Annotated in this window: 14 protein-coding genes and 1 pseudogene; 6 read left to right on the top strand and 9 right to left on the bottom strand. The window is 72.5% G+C overall.

Annotation, left to right across the window (positions count from 1 at the left end; translation table 11 throughout):
• Positions 1-208: 208 nt before the first annotated feature.
• The gene (locus tag ACH4DZ_RS42505; RefSeq protein ID WP_398294851.1) at positions 209-886 is read right to left on the bottom strand and encodes a uracil-DNA glycosylase; all 678 of its coding nucleotides are present in this window, start codon (positions 884-886) and stop codon (positions 209-211) included.
• Positions 887-1011: 125 nt separating this feature from the next.
• Here ACH4DZ_RS42505 and ACH4DZ_RS42510 point away from each other — a divergent pair, with 125 nt between their 5' ends.
• Together ACH4DZ_RS42510 and ACH4DZ_RS42515 are read left to right on the top strand one after the other, a co-directional pair.
• The gene (locus ACH4DZ_RS42510) at positions 1012-2124 is read left to right on the top strand and encodes an N-acetylglucosamine kinase (protein ID WP_398294853.1); all 1113 of its coding nucleotides are present in this window, start codon (positions 1012-1014) and stop codon (positions 2122-2124) included.
• 119 nt (positions 2125-2243) lie between these two features.
• A complete protein-coding gene (locus tag ACH4DZ_RS42515; RefSeq protein WP_398294855.1) occupies positions 2244-3167 on the top strand; it encodes a sirohydrochlorin chelatase in 924 nt (307 codons plus the stop codon).
• 124 nt (positions 3168-3291) lie between these two features.
• Here the strand turns inward: ACH4DZ_RS42515 and ACH4DZ_RS42520 are convergent, their stop codons facing one another.
• The gene (locus tag ACH4DZ_RS42520; RefSeq protein ID WP_398294857.1) at positions 3292-4338 is read right to left on the bottom strand and encodes a lactonase family protein; all 1047 of its coding nucleotides are present in this window, start codon (positions 4336-4338) and stop codon (positions 3292-3294) included.
• Positions 4339-4689: 351 nt separating this feature from the next.
• Between ACH4DZ_RS42520 and ACH4DZ_RS42525 the strand changes: the two genes are divergently transcribed.
• Positions 4690-5586 carry a hypothetical protein gene (locus tag ACH4DZ_RS42525; protein WP_398294859.1) on the top strand — a complete coding sequence of 299 codons (897 nt, stop codon included), beginning with the start codon at positions 4690-4692 and terminating at the stop codon, positions 5584-5586.
• On the top strand, positions 5583-7850 hold the full coding sequence (locus ACH4DZ_RS42530) for an NACHT domain-containing protein (RefSeq protein ID WP_398294861.1): 2268 nt from the start codon (positions 5583-5585) through the stop codon (positions 7848-7850). The genes ACH4DZ_RS42525 and ACH4DZ_RS42530 overlap by 4 nt, the downstream gene beginning before the upstream one ends.
• A 14-nt stretch (positions 7851-7864) precedes the next feature.
• On the opposite strand, the gene ACH4DZ_RS42535 is transcribed toward ACH4DZ_RS42530, so the two are convergent.
• The 4 genes from ACH4DZ_RS42535 to ACH4DZ_RS42550 all read right to left on the bottom strand — a co-directional run bounded on the left by ACH4DZ_RS42535 (position 7865) and on the right by ACH4DZ_RS42550 (position 15692).
• Positions 7865-10945 carry a hypothetical protein gene (locus tag ACH4DZ_RS42535; RefSeq protein ID WP_398294863.1) on the bottom strand — a complete coding sequence of 1027 codons (3081 nt, stop codon included), beginning with the start codon at positions 10943-10945 and terminating at the stop codon, positions 7865-7867.
• A 2-nt stretch (positions 10946-10947) separates the two neighbouring features.
• Positions 10948-12858 carry an HSP90 family protein gene (locus tag ACH4DZ_RS42540; protein WP_398294865.1) on the bottom strand — a complete coding sequence of 637 codons (1911 nt, stop codon included), beginning with the start codon at positions 12856-12858 and terminating at the stop codon, positions 10948-10950.
• Positions 12859-13023: 165 nt separating this feature from the next.
• Positions 13024-14010, bottom strand: a complete 987-nt coding sequence (locus ACH4DZ_RS42545) for a hypothetical protein (RefSeq protein ID WP_398294866.1) — start codon at positions 14008-14010, stop codon at positions 13024-13026.
• A 197-nt stretch (positions 14011-14207) separates the two neighbouring features.
• The gene (locus ACH4DZ_RS42550; RefSeq protein WP_398294924.1) at positions 14208-15692 is read right to left on the bottom strand and encodes an FUSC family protein; all 1485 of its coding nucleotides are present in this window, start codon (positions 15690-15692) and stop codon (positions 14208-14210) included.
• A gap of 255 nt (positions 15693-15947) precedes the next feature.
• Here ACH4DZ_RS42550 and ACH4DZ_RS42555 point away from each other — a divergent pair, with 255 nt between their 5' ends.
• Together ACH4DZ_RS42555 and ACH4DZ_RS42560 are read left to right on the top strand one after the other, a co-directional pair.
• Complete coding sequence (locus tag ACH4DZ_RS42555) at positions 15948-16424, top strand: Lrp/AsnC family transcriptional regulator (protein ID WP_398294868.1); 477 nt, start codon at positions 15948-15950, stop codon at positions 16422-16424.
• Between the two features lie 20 nt (positions 16425-16444).
• A pseudogene (locus ACH4DZ_RS42560) lies at positions 16445-16673 on the top strand (HAD hydrolase-like protein); the annotation flags it as partial.
• 128 nt (positions 16674-16801) lie between these two features.
• Here ACH4DZ_RS42560 and ACH4DZ_RS42565 read toward each other — a convergent pair.
• The 3 genes from ACH4DZ_RS42565 to ACH4DZ_RS42575 form a co-directional block, all read right to left on the bottom strand.
• The gene (locus tag ACH4DZ_RS42565; protein WP_398294870.1) at positions 16802-17374 is read right to left on the bottom strand and encodes a TetR/AcrR family transcriptional regulator; all 573 of its coding nucleotides are present in this window, start codon (positions 17372-17374) and stop codon (positions 16802-16804) included.
• Positions 17375-17433: 59 nt separating this feature from the next.
• Positions 17434-18135 (bottom strand): SDR family oxidoreductase, encoded by a 702-nt coding sequence (locus ACH4DZ_RS42570; protein ID WP_398294872.1) that lies wholly within the window; start codon positions 18133-18135, stop codon positions 17434-17436.
• A gap of 206 nt (positions 18136-18341) precedes the next feature.
• On the bottom strand, positions 18342-19706 hold the full coding sequence (locus ACH4DZ_RS42575; RefSeq protein ID WP_398294874.1) for an FAD-dependent oxidoreductase: 1365 nt from the start codon (positions 19704-19706) through the stop codon (positions 18342-18344).
• Positions 19707-19850: the final 144 nt, after the last annotated feature.

The raw sequence follows: 19850 nt of genomic DNA on the forward strand, positions 1-19850 counted from the left end.
GCGTCCCGGAGCCGCCTCCCGGACCCGCGCCCGGCGGTTCCGACCCGGAGGGACCCGCGCGCCCATGGGCGGTCCGTCCTCCGGGCCGGCCGGGGGGGGGGGGGGGGGGGGGGGGGGCGGGGGGCCCCCCCCCCCCCCCCCCCCCCCCCCCCCCCACGTCGGTTCCGGGGTCCACCCGGTCGCCTCCGGCCGTCGTGCGCACCCCGGCCTACGGCAGCCGCCAGTCCACCGGCTCGGCACCTTGCCGCGTCAGCAGGTCGTTGGCCCTGCTGAACGGCCGGGAGCCGAAGAAGCCGCGGTCGGCCGACATGGGTGACGGATGCGCCGACTCCACGGAGGGCAGGTCGCCCAGCAGCGGCCGGGCGTTGCGGGCGTCGCGCCCCCACAGGATCGACACCAGCGGCTTGTCGCGGGCCGCCAGCGCCCGGATGGCCTGCTCGGTGACCTCCTCCCATCCCTGGCCCCGGTGCGCGGCCGGCTTGCGCGGGGCTGTGGTGAGTGCCCTGTTGAGCAGCAGCACGCCCTGCCGGGTCCAAGGGGTGAGGTCCCCGTTGGACGGCCTGGGCAGCCCCAGGTCCGTATGCAGTTCCCTGTAGATGTTCTCCAGGCTGCCCGGCAGGGACCGCACCTCGGGCGCCACCGCGAAACTCAGCCCGATGGCCATCCCCGGCGTGGGATAGGGGTCCTGACCGAGAATCAGGACGCGGACGTCGTCGAAGGGCTGCTGGAAGGCCCGCAGCACATTCGCCCCGGCCGGTAGGTAGGTCCGGCCGGCCGCTATCTCGGCCCGGAGGAAGTCGCCCATCGCGGCGATGCGTTCGGCCACAGGTTCAAGGGCCTTCGCCCAGCCTGCTTCAACAAGTTCGTGTAAAGGTCGTGGAGCCACGGCGCGTCACTCTACTGGCTCACACCAGGGCCTCACATACGCCCGGTGCATACCCGGCACAGGCGGGAAGGCCACCCGCGGGAATCGTCCCCGCGCGCTACCCTTCCTCCTCACCGAGGGAAGAGGTGGAGCTTGTCGCGTCCAGTGGACTGGCGGCTGCCGTGACCGTTCCCGGCAGCGGGCCGGGCGGCGGGTCCGGGGTTCTGGGGGTGGACTCCGGCGGGTCGGGGCTGCGGGTCGTCCTGGCTGTCGACGGGGGCCGGATCACGGCCCCCCTGACGTCCGGTGAGCCGGTGCGCACCGGCCCCCGCGGCATCGACGCCGGACATCTGCTCGGCCAGCTGCTGCCGATGGCCCGGCGGCTGATGGCGGACGCCGGGGTCGGTACGCTCCGGGCCGTCACCGTCGGGGCCGCCGGCCTCACCACTTTGGGTGACTCGCTGCGCGCCGAGCTGCCGTCGGCGCTGGCCCGCGAACTCGGCGTACGGCGGCTGGCGCTGGTCGCCGACGCCGTCGCGGCGTACACGGGCGCGCTGGGGCAGCGGGTGGGCACGGTCGTCGCCGCCGGTACGGGGATGATCGCGATCGGCACGGACCTGCGTGAGTGGCGCAGGGCGGACGGCTGGGGCCATCTGCTCGGTGACAGCGGCAGCGGGGCCTGGATCGGCCAGGCCGGCCTCGACGCGGCCCTGCGCGCCTACGACGGGCGGCCCGGCGGCTCGGCGCCGCTCCTGGCCCGTGTCGAGGCGGTGTTCGGCTCCGCTCCGGCGGTACCGGGCCGCCTCTATCCGCGCCCGGACCGGCCCGCCGTCCTGGCGTCCTTCGCGCCCGAGGTGGCCGTCTGCGCCGACGGTGGCGACCCGGCCGCGATCGGCGTCCTGGCCGCCGCGGCCCGGCACATCGCCGACTCGGCCGCCGCGGTGTGCCCCACGGAGGCGGACGCGCCCTCCGCGGGAACCGAAGGAGCGGGTGAGGTGCGCCTCGCGCTCACGGGCGGGCTGTTCAGGATGGGCGACCCCCTCCTCGTACCGCTGCGGGCCGCGCTGGCGGAGCGGCTGCCGTACGTGCGGGAGGTACCGGCCGCGGGCGACCCGCTCGACGGGGCCGTCGGCATCGCCGTCGAGCTGGCCGACGACCGGCTCACGCTGCCGCGCGACGACAGCATGCTGTTCGTCGTACGGGACATCTCGGATGCCGCGGATGCGTCGGACAACCGTTCGCAAGATCGCTCTCCGTGATCCACAGATAACCAGGGAGATCGCTCCGCGCGTAACTCATCAGACAAAACCGGACGGATACCGCTCACCTGCACCCTCCCCGAACAGGGGAGCCCAGGAAACCAGTAACATTCGGCGCCATGAGCTCCCCCACTGGGCCCGCGTCCGGCCTGCCAGTACGAATGCCGCGACCCCGCCAGCCCGGTCGGCACCGCCGGCCGGAACCGCTGGCGGCTCCCGAGGGCGCGCCCGCGCTCGTCCTCGCGGTGCCGGGCACGCCCAGCGCCGCCACCCGCAGCCTCGTCGAGGAGGTCGTGAGCATCGCGCGCTCCGAGCTGCCCGGCCTCGACGCCAGGATCGGGTACCTCGACGGGGACGACTCCGAGTTCCCCACCCTCCAGTCGGTGCTCGCGCACGCCTCCGAGGAGCGCGCGCAGCGCTTCGAGCAGGCCCGCGCGGCCGGTGTGGACGTGGTGGAGCCCGACGGGCCCGTCGCCGTGGTCGTGCCGCTGCTCGCCGGTCCGGACAACGCGCTGCTGCGCCGCGTCCGCCAGGCCGTCATGGACAGCCGTGTCGCGGCCGACCTGACGGATGTGCTCGGCCCGCACCCGCTGCTCGCCGAGGCGCTGCACGTGCGTCTGTCCGAGGCGGGTCTGGCGCGCGCCGACCGGGCCAGGCTGTTCACCGTGGCGACCGCCGCGGACGGCATCATCCTGGCGTCGGTGGGCGGTGACGAGGCCGTGCAGGCGGCCGGGATCACCGGCATGCTGCTCGCCGCGAGACTCGCCGTGCCCGTGATGGCGGCGGCGCTGGACGAGGAGGGCTCGATCGCGGCCACCGCCGAGCAGCTGCGCAACTCCGGTTCCCAGCAGCTGGCGCTCGCCCCGTATCTGATCGGCCCCGAGCTCGACCCGGGGCTGCTCGACGAGGCCGCGAAGGAGGCGGGCTGTTCCGCCGCCGAGGCGCTGGGCCCGTACCCGGCGATCGGCAAGCTGGCGCTCGCCAAGTACACGTCGGCGCTCGGTATCGCGCCGCCGCAGCCGCAGGGCGCGCCGGTCCGCTGACGCGCCGGCCGGGCGCTCCCGCACAGGCATCAACCCCGAAGGGCCCGCTCCGTCTCCGGAGCCGGGCCCTTCGGGGTTGCCGAACCTCTCGGGGAGCCTCTCCACAGCCCCTCGGCGTAACTGATCAGTCGAGCACCACGCAGGACGCCGCGGGCGCCTTGACCGACCCGCCGCGCCGCGGGATGCCCGTGTCGGGGTCCACCGAGAACCACGCGACATGCCCCGACCGCTCGTTGGCCACGTACAGGAAGCGGCCCGTCGGGTCCAGGGCCAGTGCGCGGGGCCAGGTGCCGCCGCAGGAGACCGTGGCGACCAGTTCCAGGCCCTCGTCGGGCGCGCCGGTCGCGAGCACGGAGACGACGTCCTGGCCGCGCGTGGCGGTCCACACGAAACGGCCGTCGGGCGACACGACGATGCCGGACGGGTAGGCGTCGCCGTCCGGGAGGTCGGCCAGCACGGAGGTCTCCCCCACCGGCCTGAGCGCGCCTTCGACGGCGTCCCAGCGGCAGGCGGTGAGGGTCGGCGAGAGTTCGTTGAGGACGTACGCGCGTTCGCCGTCCGGGTGGAACGCCAGGTGGCGGGGTCCCGAACCGGGCCGCAGCGCGATCTCCCGGTGCAGCGCGAGCGTGCCGTCGCGCAGCGCGCACACCCGGACCGAGTCGGTACCGAGGTCGACGCTCACCGCCCACCGGCGGCTCGGATCGGGCTGGACGTGGTGGGCGTGCGGGCCCTGCTGGCGCTGGGTGTGCGGGCCCGCGCCCTCGTGCCGCAGCACACCGGAGACCGTGCCGAGGCTTCCGTCGTGGCGCACGGGCAGGGCGCTGACGCTGCCGGAGCCGTAGTTGGCGGTCAGCACATGACCGTCGAAGAGGCTCAGATGCGTGGGCCCGCTGCCGCCGACCCGCGTCGGCGGACCGGCCAGGGCCGGCTCGTCGCCCTTCACCCGGTAGGCGGCGACCGCGCCCTGTGTCGTCTCGCTCACCGCGTAGAGCATGTCCCCGCCGGGCGACAGGGCCAGGTACGAGGGGTCGGCGACGCTGTTCACGGCGCTCAGCAGCGTCAGCGCGCCGGTGTCCCCGTCCACGGCGGCGGTGAGCACGCCCAGGCCTCCCGCCGCCGTGAAGGAGCCGATGTACGCCCGCCGCTGCCGTCCGCCGCCGCCGTCCGTCACTGCGTCCCCTCTCGGTGCCACGTCATTGCCACGCCCTTCTCACGTTCTTGGAGGCGACGGTAGCAGCGAATGGCCTAGACCAAACGGCTGGACGGGCCGGGCCGCCTGCCTCCCTACGGCGCGCGTACGCGGGATACTGTGCCACCGCCTCACGGGTGCGGTCGGTGTGATGACGCGTGGCGTCGACGTACGTGCGGGCGAGCGCCCCCGCCCCGTCGCCTGACGTAACTCCGTCGGTGTGACGCGTACCGGTCTCCGCGCTTGGGCAGGTCCCGGGGGTCCGATTCCGGGCGATTCGCGGTGTCGGCTCAGTGCGCAAGGGCGATCCGAGGGGGCTGTGCGGTGACATCGGTGACGGTGGTTCACGGGGTGGGTCAGCAGTTCTCGGGGCCGGGGCTGCTGCGGAGCCCCGTCGCGGACGCACTGCGCGACGGAGTGGAAATCGCGGGCGGCCCGGTGCCCGGCACCCGGGACATCGGGGTGGCCTTCTACGGTGATCTGTTCCGTCGGCAGCCGGACAGGGACAAGGGAGGTGAGACGCGCGATCCCGACGAGGCGGACGGCGACTTCGAGCGGCAGCTCGCGCTCCTGTGGTGGTCCAGGGCGGCCGACGTGGACCCGCACAACGTCCAGCCACCGGGTGACCTCGCCGGCGCCAAGGCACGGACGCCGAGGACGGTCAAGGCGGCACTCCGCTCCCTGAGCATGTCCCGGTTCGCGACACGCCTCACGGAGCCCGTGCTCTTCCGCCTTCTGAGCCAGGTACGGGACTACCTCACCGACGACGACATGCGCAGGCAGGTGCTCGGCAGAGTCAGTGAGGGGATCGGTGCCGACACGCGCGTAGTGGTGGGGCATTCCCTGGGCTCCGTGATCGCATACGAAGCGCTGTGCGCCGGGGCCGGCCCGTCGGTGCGTACGTTCGTCACCCTGGGCTCACCACTGGGCATTCCGCTCGTGTTCGACCGGCTCACTCCCGCCCCACGAGACGGCGTCGGAGCGTGGCCGCATGGCGTGCAGCGGTGGACCAACATCTGTGACCCCTACGACGTGGTGGCCCTGCGGGAGAAGTTGTCCGGCGTGTTCCGCTCACGGGAAGAGGACGTGCGAGATGTGTCCCTCGACGACGACAGCTCCTCTGCCGTGAAAGACCGCAAGGTCGACAACGGCTGGCGCGCCCACGACCTCGGCCGCTACCTGACCGCGAGTGTCACCGGACGGGCGATCGGCGAAGGGCTCGCCTCATGAGCGGCCTGTTCTTCGCGGCGGGATCGGCCGACTACGCGCACGACGGCCTGTGCGAACTCAGCGGGGTGCCAGGTGATGTGGAACGTGTGCAACGGCTCTTCACCCAGCCCCTGAAGTACGGCGGCGCCCCCGCCATGCTGAACGAAAGCGCCGGCACGTTGCGCGGCACGCTGGGAGGAGAGCCGGACAGCTACTTCGACGGCGACGACACCGTGATCGTCTACTACACGGGTCACGGCGAAGGCATCAACGGCCGGCACTATCTCCTGTGTGCCGACACCGACCCGGGCCGACCCGCGGCCACCGCGCTGGGTACGGACGATCTGGTTCGGCTGATGCACGAGCGCGGGGCCCGCAGGCTCCTGCTGATCATCGACACCTGCTACGCGGCGGTCGGCGGGGCCGACAGCGTCAGAGAAGCGGCCCACAGCGTGGCCCTGGACCTCGGCCAGCGCCCCGAGGTGTACGTGGACAGGCGGCTGAAGGCGTTCTCGGTGATCTCGGCCGCCCGGGACTACGAACGCGCGCTGGACTCCCGGTTCTCCCAGGCGTTGGTTCAGGCGGTGTCGAGTGAGGCGTGCGGTGGCACCCGGCCGGAGCGGCTCCTGCTGGAGGACATCGTCGATCACGTCAACCGGGTACTGAGGGAATCCGGTACGAGCCAGCACGCCACGCATGCGACGCTGCTGAGCGATCCCGAGGGCCACCCGTTCTTCCCCAACCCCCGCCGCGCCGACGAGACACCGCCCGACGGCTTGTCCCTCGCCGAGCAAGGTGCCTGGGTGAAGTCCCGACGCGACGCCGCGGAACGGCGACAGCACCAGCACCAGCCGTTCGAACCGAACGTTCTCGTCGGCCGCGCCGAAGAGCTGGCCCGCCTTGTGACCTGGAGCGCCGCTCGGGCCGCGCCCCGGCGCCGGCTCGCGGTCACCGGTTCACCCGGCAGCGGCAAGTCGACGCTGCTGCAGGCGTTGTCGCTTCGGCTCGCGCAGCGGACCGGCGCACCGACCGCGGCACCGGCGACTCACCTGTTCTTCGACATCCGGCACCGTTGGCTGGAGGACCTGATCAGTGAGATCGCCGTGTCCGAGGGCGCCCCTCCCGACACTCCCTCTGACCAGCTTGAGGCCGGGCTGCGCACACGTGTGACGCCGTACGTGCTGCTCGTGGACGGTGTCGAAGAAGCCGGAGCACCGGGCGATACCACCGAACCCGAAAGGGTCGCACGCTCTCTCAACGGACTGGCGGCACGGGTCGGTCAGATGCGGGTGATCGCGACCTGGCATCCCAGGGACCACGATGACGTGCTCGGTGACCTGCACTCTCACGACGATGTAGACCTCGACCGAACGGCGGACGACGACAAGGGCGCGCTGGAGGAACTCGCGACGCGTCTGCTGCTCGAACCGGACGGGCCGGGCAGCAGCAGCGGCTGGTCCCCGGAGCAGGCACAGGATGCCGCTCCCGGCGTCGTCCAGCGGTCCGGGGGCAACCACCTCGTGCTGCGCCTGGAAGTCCAGCGGCTGACCGCGTCGGCAGCGACCCCGCCCGCGCCGACGGACTCCGACGACCGTCTGACGGTGCCCCAGGCCTTCCTGCGGGCGCTGGATGCGCGTTGCCCGGATCCCGCGGTGCACGCGCTGCTGACCGGACTCGCTTTCGCCCACGGCACAGGCCTGCCGTGGGCGGGCGGCCTGTGGCCGGACACCGTCTCCCGCATGCTCAACCTGTCGCTCAAGGACGACGACGTGCGGAACGTACTCAAGTTCGCGGCTCCCTTCGTGACCGAGGCGGTCGACAGCGCCGGCCGCTCGGTCTACCGGCTGCACCACGAGGAGTACGCCCGGACACTCCGTGCACAGGCACCCCGCGACAGCGCTGAGCGCATGCTGAAGGCCCTTGAGGGGGAACTCGTCAGGCGCGAGAAGCTCGTTGAGGAGGAACCCGGACGCTCACTGGACCCGTACCTGGTGGAGCATCTCCCCCGGCACCGGGGATCGCCGCCGAAACAGCCCGACCCGGTCGCCCCGGCCGTTCCCGAGCCGGACTTCGAAGATCTGGTACAGGCTCTGCATGTCTTGCTCAGGCGTCATTTCCTCCGTCTCGGCGAGTCCTTCCCGCACCTGCGTGAGCTGCTTCGCACCACGATCCTCATCACCACCTTGCGGACGCCCAGAATCGAATCCGTCCAGGACGAACGGGGGTTCAAGAAGGTGACAGTACGAGCGGCCCCCGGCGAGAGTCTTCACGTCACCGAATTCTGACGGCGCTCCCCGCGTCACTCCTCGTCCCGTAGCCGGGCCGCCAGGGAGATCAGTGGTTCGGTCAGGTCGGGGTGGCCCGCGGCGGTCAGGCGGGCGACCGCCGCGTCTACGCGGGTGAGGGCGGGGGCGGGGCGTTCCAGGTAGATGCCCTCCACGGCGCCCGCGAGACGGACGCTCTCGGCCCACTCCTCGGCCCGTTCATCGGCCCGTTCATCGGCGCGGTCCCGCTCCGGGCCCGGCTCGCCGAGCAGGGCGAGGGCCTTGTTCAGAGCGGCCAGGGCGTCCTCGTACGCACCGGCGTAGGCGTTGACCCGCCCGTGTTCGTACGCCAGGGCGGTGTCCAGGGAGCGGCCGTGCGCCTCGTACCCGGCGGTGCGGGCCTCGTCGGCGATCCGGCCGGCGGCCGAGAGGAGGGCGAGGGCGTCGGCCAGACCGTCGGCACCCTGCTGCTGGGCCTGGAGTCGGGCCAGTTCGCGCAGGCAGTTGCTGATCTGCTCGTAGCGCGGGTCCCGGGCGTGGGCGGCGAGCGCCTGGTCCGCCACCTCGCGGGCCCGGCCGAAGTCGCCCGACTCACCGAGGAGTACGGCCGTCTCCGCGGCGATCATGGCATGGCTCCCCGGGTCGTCGTCCCAGTCGGCCGACTCGGCCGCGAGGGCGACGAACTCCGCCGTCGCCGCCTTGAGATCCTCCCCCGCGTGCAACGCGCGGGCGCGGGTCAGGCGCAGCTGGGCCAGGATCCGGTCGTCCAGTTCCCCGGCGGCGGCGTCCGGTTCGGCCAGCAGGGAGTCGAGCAGTGCGATGCAGTCCTCGACACGGCCCAGGTCGAGACTGAGCTGGGCCGCGTTGACGTAGGCGCAGAACGCGTCCGTCCGGCTGCCGCGGCGCAGGTTCGCCTCGGCGGAGAGCGTCAGGTGCCGCAGGGCCTCGTCGGGGCGGCCCAGGTGCATGCAGGCCTCGGCCAGATCACTGTGGAGGCGGCTGGTGCCGACCGCGTCGGCCGTCCGGTCCGCGGCCAGCCGCAGGCCTTCGGTGAGATCCGCGTGGGCGGTCTGCGCGTCCCGCAGGCCGAGCTGGAGCCGGCCGCGCAGACCGAGCGTACGGGGCAGGTGCCAGGCGGGCCCCTGCGCCTTCAGCCGGTCGAGCAGGGCGTCGATCTCGGCGACGGCGGCGGGCAGGTCGCCGGAGAGGGCGTGGGTGCTGGCCCGCAGCAGCAGGGCGCTGGAGACCTGCCCGGTGATGTCGTGCCGGGCCGCGAACGTGTGCAGCAGGTCGGCCTCGGCGAAGACCGGCGCGACATGCTCCTCGCTGCGCGAGGTCTGCAGGCGCAGGCCGAGCGCGGTCGCCCGCATCCGCAGCAGACGGGCCTCCTGGTAGGGAGCGAGGCCGGGGGTCTCCTCGTGCAGGCGGACCATGGCGGCGTGGGCGGCGGTCAGTGCGGCGGCCTTCTCCTCGGCTGCGTCGGCGGCTGTTGTGCCCGTGACATCGGCGGGTGTGGTGCCCGTGACGTCGGCGGCTGTCGCATCCGCCGCGTCGGTGGCCGTCGCGTCCGCCGCCTCGGCGTCCGGCGCGGGGATCTCGGCGGTGGCGAGCAGGGCGCTGACACGGGCGAGCGCCGCGTGACCGGGCTCTCCGGCGTCGTCGTAGAGCCCCGCGGCCTCCTCGTGGAGGTCGGCGGCGTCGGCGAACTCGTCCTTCTCGCCCGCCCGGTTCCCCTCCTCGGCCAGCAGGTCCGCGCGCAGCCGTACGAGCGGTCCCACGGCCGGGTCGTCGGGGTGGAGGTAACCGCGGGCCGTGACGAGCGTACGCAGCCGCGCCCAGCAGGCCTGTGCGTCCGGGTGCCCCTGCTCGTCCAACGTCCTTGCGCGCACGATGAGTTCGGGCAGCGAGTCGGGGACGGCGGCGGCCGTACGGGCGGCGGGTACGGTGACCGGGCCGGCCGGGGCCATGTCGTCCAGGCCGCGGGGGCGCAGGGTCAGTTCCAGCGACTCCAGGAGCGGGGCGCGGTCGAGCCGGGTCCTGCGGCGGTCGGCGTGGGCGGTGGTCCCGTTGCGGGTGTCGAAGCGGGCCGCGAGGTCGTCGGCACGGCCCTTCACCTCGGCGCGCAGACCGGCCACCGTCCAGGTACGGCCCGCGTACCCGGCGGCGGGCAGTGCGTCGTGGCCGAGGAGTCCGACGCGCTGGAGGAGGACTTCCACACCGGTGAGGAAGTCGAGCTGGTCCAGCGGCGACTCGACCTCGTCGAACAGGTTCCGGTTCTCGGACAGCAGTTCCAGGCCGCGTGCCTCGTTGCCCGTCAGCGCGCAGAACTCCAGGTGCCGGCCGACCTCCCCGGCCATCGACGGGTTGCGGCGGCAGCCGCGGTAGCCGGCGAGATGCAGTTCGCGTGCCCGGTCGGTGCTGCCGGTGCCACCCGTGGTGCTGCCGGTGCGCAGCAGGGGCAGCAGCGCGTACGACAGGGAGCGGGCCGGTTCCTCCTGGCAGGACTCCTGCCCGGCCAGGACGGGCTCCCAGGCGCGCAGGGCCCGTTCGTCGTCGCCCGCCGCGAGGTGGAAGCGGGCGCGCTCGCAGATCTCGCAGGCCTCGCAGTCGCTGAGCCGGGTGCGGGTGCGGGCCGCCCACAACTCGTAGGCGGAGGTGGTGTCCTCGCCCGTGTGGGCGGCCAGCTGGTACGCCTGTCCGTAGTAGGGCTGGAGGCCGAGGCCCTCCTTCTCGTAGCGGTCGCGCATCTCCGTCAGCCACTGGCGCAGGGCGGTCAGCGGTATCTCGGGCAGCGCGCGCAGCGCGTTCGCCACCCATTTGAACCGCCAGAACAGCAGGTGCCGCAGGCGCTCGTCGAAGACGTCGGGCTGCTCGTCGAAGAGGGTGAGCAGCCGGGCGAAGACGACGGGCGACTTCCTGGGTTCGGAGCCGTAGGTGTACGCCTCCTGGAGTTCGAGGAGTGCGTGGACGAGCGGGACGGGGTCGTCGAACCGCTCGGCGGCGTCGACGAGTTCCTCGGCCGTGACGGTGCGGGTGCGGCCGTAGGGGCGCCGGTCGTTCTCCTTGAGCGCCTGGTACAGCTCGTCGGTGTTCTGGGGGTGGGGTGCGGTCGGCATCGTCAGCTGTCCTTGCGCAGGGCGTGGGCGAGCAGGTCGAGGAACGAGCGGTTGATGAGGCTCGATTCGGCGGGCCTCAGCGGGCGCCGGGACAGCATCGCGGCCTGCCCGTAGAGGGCTTCGGCGCTGGTGCGGGCCAGTTCGGGTTCGCCGATGGCGACGGCGGTGCGCACCAGCGGGTTGAGCTGGTTGAGGATCAGCTGGGCCCGCGGAGCCTCCTGGCGCAGGGCGCCGAGGATGTCGCCCCACAGACCGCCCTCCTGCTCACGGGCGAGCTGGGAGCGGGTGCGCTCGTGCCGGGCCTCGCGGCTGTCGACGAGGAGGGCGGGGGCGGAGGCCGGGTGGAAGGTGCGCAGCGCGACGTCGCAGTCGAAGACCGCGAGGGCGTCACGGGCCTGGGCGAGGTAGGCCGCGGCGGCGAGTTCCGTCTCCCGGTCGACCGGGTCGAGGTGGGCGGTGAGGGTTTCCGGGTCGAGGTCGGCGACGCTTGCCCCGGGCCTGATCTCGGGCAGCCGGTGGACCAGTTCGCGGTCGTAGGTGTAGCCGCCGTTGACGACGCCGAGTCCGGCGGCCGAGGCGATCGCGGCGACCTGCCGGAACTCCTCCACGCTCGACGTCACGAGCACGGTGCGGTGGGTGCGCGCGAACTCGTCGAGGGTGGTGTGCCCGTCGGTGGTCTCGAACGGCAGCCAGGGCAGCAGCATCCGCAGGATCTCGTCGTCGTGCACCGCGAGGGACTTCACGGCCAGGTGGTGGGCGTGGAGGAAGCGGGCGAGCAGGTCCGGGTCGCTGGCGGCGGCCCGGGCTATCCACGCGCGCAGCCGCTCGGCGAGGGCGTCGCGGACGGCGGCGAGCGTGTCGTCCTCGTACAGGGACTCGCGGGACGCCGTCGGGCGCAGGCTCTCGGCGTCGACGACACAGCGGACGAAGAACGCCCACTCGGGCAGTATCTCCTCGGCCTGCTCGGACAGCAGCATGCCCTTGACGTGCACGCGGTGGCCGTTGCGGCGCCCGGCCGGCACGGTCTCGGGCAGTACGCACGCGATGCCCTTGAGGCCCACGGCGGGCAGGTCGAGTTCGATGGTGTCCAGCGGCGTGAACCCGAAGACCTCCTTGCCGTACGCGGCCAGCGCGCGGGAGCGGGCTCCCGGTGTGGGGTACGTACGTACCCAGGGCGCGGGCTCGGGGTTGACGGCGGCGCCCGCACCGTTGCTCTTGGCGTCGCCCGTGCCGCCGCCCGTGCCGTCGTCGAAGGTCACCGGGTGACGCAGCAGGGAGCCGAACTGCCGTGCCAGCGCGTGCACCTGGGCCGGGCGGGTCCACTCGCCCGCGTCGGCGCGCGGCGTGAGCGTGACGGTGGTGCCGGGCCGGGGGCGGGCTGTGGCGGGCAGGACGCGGACGGTGTAGCTGCCGTCGCCGCGGCCCCGCCATTCGACGGCGGGTGCGTCGGGGGTGCGGGCGGAGCGGCTCAGGACGTGGATCTCGTCCGCGACGAGGAAGCAGGAGAGCAGGCCGATGCCGAACTGGCCTATGAAGTCGCCGCGTTGCTCGGTGATCTTTCCCCAGCCTCGGACGGGTTCGTCCGCGGAGGCCTCCAGGGCGCGCTTGCTGCTGCGGCCGATGGTGGCGAGGAAGGTGTGCACGTCGGCCTCGGTGAGACCGACGCCGTCGTCCTCGACGCGTACCACCGAACCGTTCGCATACAGGCGGATGCCGAAGGGGTCGTCGGGCGCGGGCTCTTCGAGAGCGTGCCGGGCGGTCAGCGCGTCCACCGCGTTCTGCAGAAGTTCGCGCAGGTAGACGCGGGGACTGGAGTAGAGGTGGTGGGAGAGGAGATCGACGAGGCCGCGCAGATCCACCTGGAAGGTGCGGTCGGCGCCGGCCGGGTTCGATGCGGTGTCGGGCAGAGTCATCGGGCAGTCCGGAGGGGGAGGGGCAGAAGATGCCGGGGTGGGAGATGCCGGAACGGGACGTGCTGGAACGGGACGTGCTGGAGCAGGATGTGCCGGAGCGCGGGGTGCCGACATGGAGGTGCCGACGGGTGAGGTGCCGGAGCGCGAGGCGGGGCCGGCCGGCGTTCAGGCGCGGCGGTGGTGGCGGGCGAACTGCTTCTCGGGGTCCGCGAAGTAGGTCCAGGGCCACTTGGTGTAGGCGCCGTCCAGCGTCCGGAAGACACGTTTGACCGTGTGGCGTTCACCGGCCAGCGACAGGGCCATGGCGAACATGCTGTAGTCGTGCTGCCAGCCCGGGCGCCACACGTAGGCCGGGTGAAGGATGCTGTGGTCCGCCGCTTCCCTCAACTGCGCCTGGATCTCGGAGGTTTCGAGGTAGTCCCCGCGCTCCGACTCCACCCACTCCTCGATGTACGCCATGGCGATCACACAGCCGAGGCGGTGCCCCTGCGGCGCGCGGGCGGCGGCCTCCTGGGCGAACGCCAGTGCCCGGCCGGGCTCGCCGCCCCAGCGGGGCTGCAGCTGCGACACCCACTCCAGGTGGGTCTCCAGGTCCAGCGGGTCACGGCGCAGGGCGGCGTCGCGGCGGGTCTCGTTGACGGCGGTGCCGAGCGACATGCCTCGGCCGGAGGTGAGCAGGCGGCGCCACGGCGTGACCCAGTCGGGCCGCAGCTCGGCGGCTTCCAGCAGTTGCTCCTCGGCGATGTGGAGCCGCTCGTGGAAGAGCCGCCACTGCTCCTGCGTGACGTTCACGGCCCGGTCGGCGGTGCGCGCCTCCCAGCCCCAGTCGACATGGCGCGTCCCGGATATCAGCAGGGCCGTCGCCCGATGCTCCTTGTCCTCCTCGACGGCCCGTCCGATCCAGTCCTGTACGCCGTCCAGATCGGCCAGTTCACCGAGGACCTGGTGGTCGCGGCCGAGGTCGAAGGGGGCCAGCGCCGTCTTGAGCGCCTCCCAGTCGCCTGCGTCGGCGGCCTCGACCAGCGCGAGCACCCGGGCGTCGCCGAGTGCGCGCAGCGTGTACACGCCGCTCTTCTGTCTTCGCGGGACGGGAAGGGCGTGCGGATCCGCCGCCGGTCTCTCCGCCCCGCCGCCGAACAGCTTGCCGAACATGCCGCGCCCTCCCGTGGTCCCGCGTGATCTTCCGGTGCAGCATAGACGGCCCCACCGACACCACTTACCCACGGAATTCACCGGCTCCGCACGCGAGGAACGAGCGGGCGGGGCCCGGCCCGCGCAGGGCACTGACCTGGGTCCTTGCGCCCCCGGGCAGGGGCCACCAGGGCCGCACGAGCGGGGGCGGGGCGCGGTCAGGCGAGGGTGACGCGGCCCCGCAGGGGCACGGCGAGTGCCGTCAGCGCCTGTTCCAGACCATGCAGATGCGTCAGAGCCTGCTCACCACCGGCAGAGTGCGCTGCGAGAGCGGGCACGTCGATCCCACCGCGGGCCGCGGCGGGCCCGGTCAGCGCCTCCACCGCCGCTGCCACCCGCCAGCAGGCGGCAGCGAGCCTCTCGTCGTGGGAGGCATCGGGATCCGCGGCGATCGACGCCAGGCCGCGGACCTCCTGGGCGCACCGGTCCAGCAGCTCGATGACCTGGCGGGCCCGCGTCCTGCGGGCCCGCAGCGGCGCGAGCGGATGCACCAGCGGGGCCAGCGAGAGGCGCACCCGGCCCAACAGCCCTTCCAGCTCGGCGACATACCGGGCCGGGTCCGCGGCCGGGGACCCGGCCAGACGGGCGGCGGCCTCGGAGGTGCAGGCATGGACGCAGTGCAACGCGCGCTCGATCCACGCGTCGGTGGTGGCATGCGTGGTCACCGGCAGCACCAGCAGGACGGCGAGCGCCGCGCCGAGCGCCCCCGCCCCCGTCTCCAGCACCCGCAGCAGGAGCAGCCCCGGATCGAGCACTCCCAGCAGCCCGTACAGCAGGCCCGCCATCACCGTCACCGCCAGCATCATCCATGTGTAGGACACGGCGGCCGCGTAGAAGATGCCGAACACGCAGACCGCGACGAGCCCCGCGGTCGGAGCGCCCGCTCCGTCCAGCGGAACCGCGACCACCAGGCCGACGGCGATACCGATGACGGTGCCCAGGACCCTTCGGAAACCCCTCACCAGGGTCTCCCCGCGCGAGGACGTGTTCACGAAGATCCACCAGGCGGTGCCGACGGCCCAGTACCAGCGCTCGTGCGACAGGACCTGGCCCGCGGCGATCGCGAACGCGCAGGCGGCCGTCGCCTGGAAGGCCTGGCGGGTGGTCGGCCGGGCGAGACCGCGGCCGGTGGGCGGCGCGGGCGCGACCGGTGCCGGAGCGCGCCGCTCGATGCACCACGCGCCGAACCGCACCGCCGAGGACGCGGCCAGCGACAGGGTCATCGCGGCGTACAGCTGGGGAAGCTGGGCCGGGACCGCGTGCAGGAACTGGGCGACGAAGAAGGTCATGAACGCGAAGACGCCGAGCGCGTGGCCGCGGGGGCCCCAGCGGCGGGCGTACACCCCGCCCAGGACGACGGCCAGCCAGACGGCGTCGCGGACGGTCGGTACCGCGTGCAGTACGGCCGCGAGGGCGAGTACGGGGAAGCCGACGGCGGGCAGCAGGGCGGTGGTGACCGCCTGGCCCCGCACGGTCGCGTCGCCGACCGTGAACAGCGCGAGCAGCGCGGTGAGGCCCCCGGTGATCGAGGCGGGCAGCGAGAGCCCGGCGAGCTCCGACAGGGCCACCGCGAGACCGATGCCGAGCACCGCGCGCAGCGAGATCCGCAGCCGTACCAGGCCCGGATCCGGAGCCATGAACATCTTCTTCACCGTCGGCTGCCCGCCCCCGTTCCGCGTCGACGACACCTTGCGCTCATGGCCCCGCGACCACGGCCCACAGGCATGGGAATGGCGTCGTGCGTCCGGTCCGGCTTCCTTGCCGCCCGGCGCTTCACGACGCCATCAATGCGCCCACGTTAAGCAGGCGATAGGCAATGGCTCAACAGGCTACTGATCCATTGGTCCATTGGTACAGTCGGGAACGATCACTCCGGACCGCAGGGAGACCAACGGACCATGGCCGTGGACGAGCTCGACACCCGCATCCTCCGACTGCTCCTGGAGCAGCCGCGCACCAGCGTGCGGGAGTACGCCCGCGTCCTCGGGGTCGCCCGCGGCACGCTGCAGGCGCGGCTCGACCGGCTGGAGCGGGACGGTGTGATCACCGGGACGGCCCCCTCGCTCTCCCCCGCCGCACTGGGCCACCCGGTGCTCGCGTTCGTACACATCGAGGTCACACAGGGGCATCTCGACGACGTGGGGGACGCGCTGGCCGCGGTGCCGGAGATCATCGAGGCGTTCTCGATCACCGGTGGCGGGGATCTGCTGACGCGCGTCGTGGCGCGGGACAACGGCCACCTCGAAGATGTGATCCAGGCGCTGATCAGTCTGCCCGGGGTCGTTCGTACGCGGACGGAGGTGGCGCTGCGGGAGCGGGTGCCGCAGCGGGTGCTGCCGCTCGTGGAGTCGATCGGCCGTACGGCCCGGGGCTGATCATTGGCATCCTGGAACCCATGACCGATCTCGACGGCACCCTCGTGGACAGCGAGCCGAACTACTACGAGGCGGGCCGGCAGACGCTCGCCGAGCGGGGCGTCACGGACCTCACCTGGGCCGACCACGAGCGGTACGTCGGTATCAGCACGCGGGAGACGATCGGGCTCTGGAAGGAGCGGTACGGGCTAGGCGCCCCGGCCGACGTGCTGCTCGCCGACAAGAACCGGCGGTATCTGCGTACGGCTGCGGGCCGGCGGGGGCTGAGCGCGCAGTTCCCCGCGCCCCCGGAGAAGCGGGAAAGCTGGGGCGCAGCCCCGTTTTCAGGGGCGCGGGGAACTGCGCGGCCCGCCCCCACCGGGGCTGCACACGAGCTGCTAGCTCACACCCCCCGCGTCCAGCAGCGCCACGGCCGTCGTCGTCGTCAGACCCGTCAGGGTTTCCGCCCGAGCGCCCGCCCGCGCACTCGCCCCGTCGAAGACCAGCGTGAGCTGCCGAGCCAGCAGCTCAGGATCACGCGCACCACCCCGCTCCGCGTCCGCGCGAAACGCCTCGACCAAGGCGCCTTTGACCCGCAGGGCCACGACACTGGCCGGATGCTCGGGGTCCTTGAGCTCGACCAGCGCCGACAGGTACGGACACCCCCGGTAGTCGTCCTGCGCCGACACCCGTTCCAGCTGCTCGAAGACGTACAGGATCCTCTCCCGGGGCGAGCGGGGATCCTCGGGACCGAGGTGCAGCATGCGCCCGTACTCCGGTGCGCGCCGCTCCAGGCTCGCCGCGAGCACCTCGTCCTTGCTCGCGAAGAGCTGGTACATGGAGCGCTTGGACACCCCGGCGGCCCGGCACAGCGCCTCGACGCCGAGGGAGACGCCGTCGCGGTAGAAGAGCTCCGTGGCCGCGTCGAGCAGCCGGTCCCGCGTGGATGTCTTGTCCGTGGTGGTGGCCATGAGGTGAGGCTACCTCCGTCGCCCGGCCGGTAGAAACCGATCGGTCTACCGGGTGCCGGTCAGGCGACCAGCTGCGGGTACAGGACAGAGAGGTCGGCCGACAGGCCGGACTTGACCTGGCGGGTCAGATCGTCGGCGAGCACCTCGAAGGCCCCGCTCTCGATGCCGTCGAGCGCCTGCGCCGCCACGTCCACGGGTGAGGACTTGGGCGCGTCGATCGCCGCGGTCATGTCGGTGTCGACGTAGCCGACGTGCAGCCCCGTGACGCTGATCCCGCGCGGGGCGAGGTCGAGCCGCAGGGAGTTGGTCTGGGACCAGAGCGCCGCCTTGGACGCGCTGTACGAGCCGGCCAGGCCGATCCACGACAGCACGGAGTGGACGTTCAGGAGGTGGCCGCCGCCGTTGCGCTCGATCACGGGGACGAACGCGCGGGCGGTGAGCAGCGGCCCGTAGAAGTTCGTCTCGAAATCCTTGCGCACGTCGTCGACCGGCGAGTCCAGGAACGACGTCCGCATGGAGACACCCGCGTTGTTGATCAGGACGGTGATGTCGCCGGCCTGTTCCGCGGCCGCCGCGACGGATGCGGGGTCGGTGACCTCCAGGGCCAGCGGTACGGCCCGGGTGTCCTTGACGGTCCGCGGGTCGCGGGCGGTGGCGTACACCTTCTTGGCGCCCCGCTCGAAGAGCCCTTCGACCAGCGCCTTGCCGATTCCCCTGCCGCCGCCGGTGACCAGGACGACGGAACCCTCGATTGCGGTCATGACTCTCTCCGAACCTCAGCACACCCGACATGGAAACCGATCGGTTTCCCTTCTCTGTAAAGGTAAACCGATCGGTTTCGCGATGCAAGCCGTGCGGAGCAAGCCGTGTGCACGGGGAGTGGACGCGAAAACGGGAGTGGCCCCAGCTGTCACAGCTGGGGCCACTCCCGTCGACTGGTTGCTCGTGCGTCAGCGCGCCCGCGCGCCTACGCTCCGCTGGCGCCGAGCATGTCCTCCCGCTCCACGAGCTTCACCCGCTCGCGGCCCTGCGGCTCGCCCAGCGCCTTCTCGGCGGCGTCCAGGCGGTACCAGCCCTCCCACGTGGTGAAGCGGACGTTCCGCTCGGTGAGGAACGCGTCCACCGCCTCGGGGTCCGGCGAGGCGGGCGTCTGCAGACGGCCGTTCCCGTGGTCGTCGAGCAGGCTGGCGACCGTCTCGTTGGCGTCGCCCTTGGTGTGACCGATGAGGCCCACCGGGCCGCGCCGGATCCAGCCGGTGACGTACGTCGACGTCAGGTGCTCGCCGGTCTCCTCGATCACCCGGCCGGCCTTGTCCGGAACGGTGCCCGAGTCGACGTCCCAGGGCAGCTTGGGCAGCTTGTCCGAGAGGTAGCCGACGGCGCGGTAGACCGCGCCGAGGTCCCAGTCCTTGAACTCGCCGGTGCCCTTGACGTTGCCGGTGCCGTCGAGGGCGGTGCGCTCGGTGCGCAGGCCGACGACCTTGCCGTCCTCGCCGAGGATCTCGGTCGGCGACTCGAAGAAGTGCAGGAACAGCTTGTGCTGACGGTCGCCGACATCGCGGATCGCCCAGTTCTCCAGGGTCTTCGCGACCATGTCGGCCTGCTTGTTGCCGCGCCGGGTCGCGATCGAGCCGTCGTCGTAGTCGATGTCCTCGGGGTCGACGATGACCTCGATGTTCGGGGAGTGGTCCAGCTCCCGCAGCTCCAGCGGGCTGAACTTCGCCTGCGCCGGACCGCGGCGGCCGAAGACGTGGACCTCCAGGGCCTTGTTGGCCCTGAGCCCCTCATGGACGTTCGGCGGGATCTCCGTGGGCAGCAGTTCCTCCGCGGTCTTGGCGAGGATGCGGGCCACGTCGAGCGCCACGTTGCCGACGCCGAGGACGGCGACCTTCTCGGCCTCCAGCGGCCAGGTCCGCGGCACGTCCGGGTGCCCGTCGTACCAGGACACGAAGTCCGCCGCACCGTACGAGCCGTCGAGCCCGATACCGGGGATGTCGAGGTGCCGGTCGGCCGTCGCCCCGGTGGAGAAGATCACCGCGTCGTAGAAGGCGCGCAGGTCGTCGAGGTTGATGTCGCCCGGGTAGTCGACGTTGCCGAAGAGGCGGATCTGCGGCTTGTCGAGCACCTGGTGCAGGGCCGTGATGATGCCCTTGATGCGCGGGTGGTCGGGGGCGACGCCGTAACGGATCAGGCCGAAGGGGGCCGGCATCCGCTCGAAGAGGTCGATGGAGACACCGGGCTCGACGGCCACTGCGGACTTCAACAGCGCGTCGGCGGCGTAGATCCCGGCGGGGCCGGCTCCGACTATGGCTACCCGCAGGGGGCGAGGCATGATCAGGTTCCCTTCGAGCGGTGATCAGGAGTACTCACCGGGAGCCTAAACTAAGGCTATCCTAAGTCTGTAGCCGGGCTGGATCTATGACCTCATAAGCCTGATTTATGAGTGGGTCGAGTGGGTGTCCCCCGGCGCCCCATC

Source organism: Streptomyces sp. NPDC017991, from assembly GCF_044328075.1.
Lineage (GTDB): Bacteria > Actinomycetota > Actinomycetes > Streptomycetales > Streptomycetaceae > Streptomyces.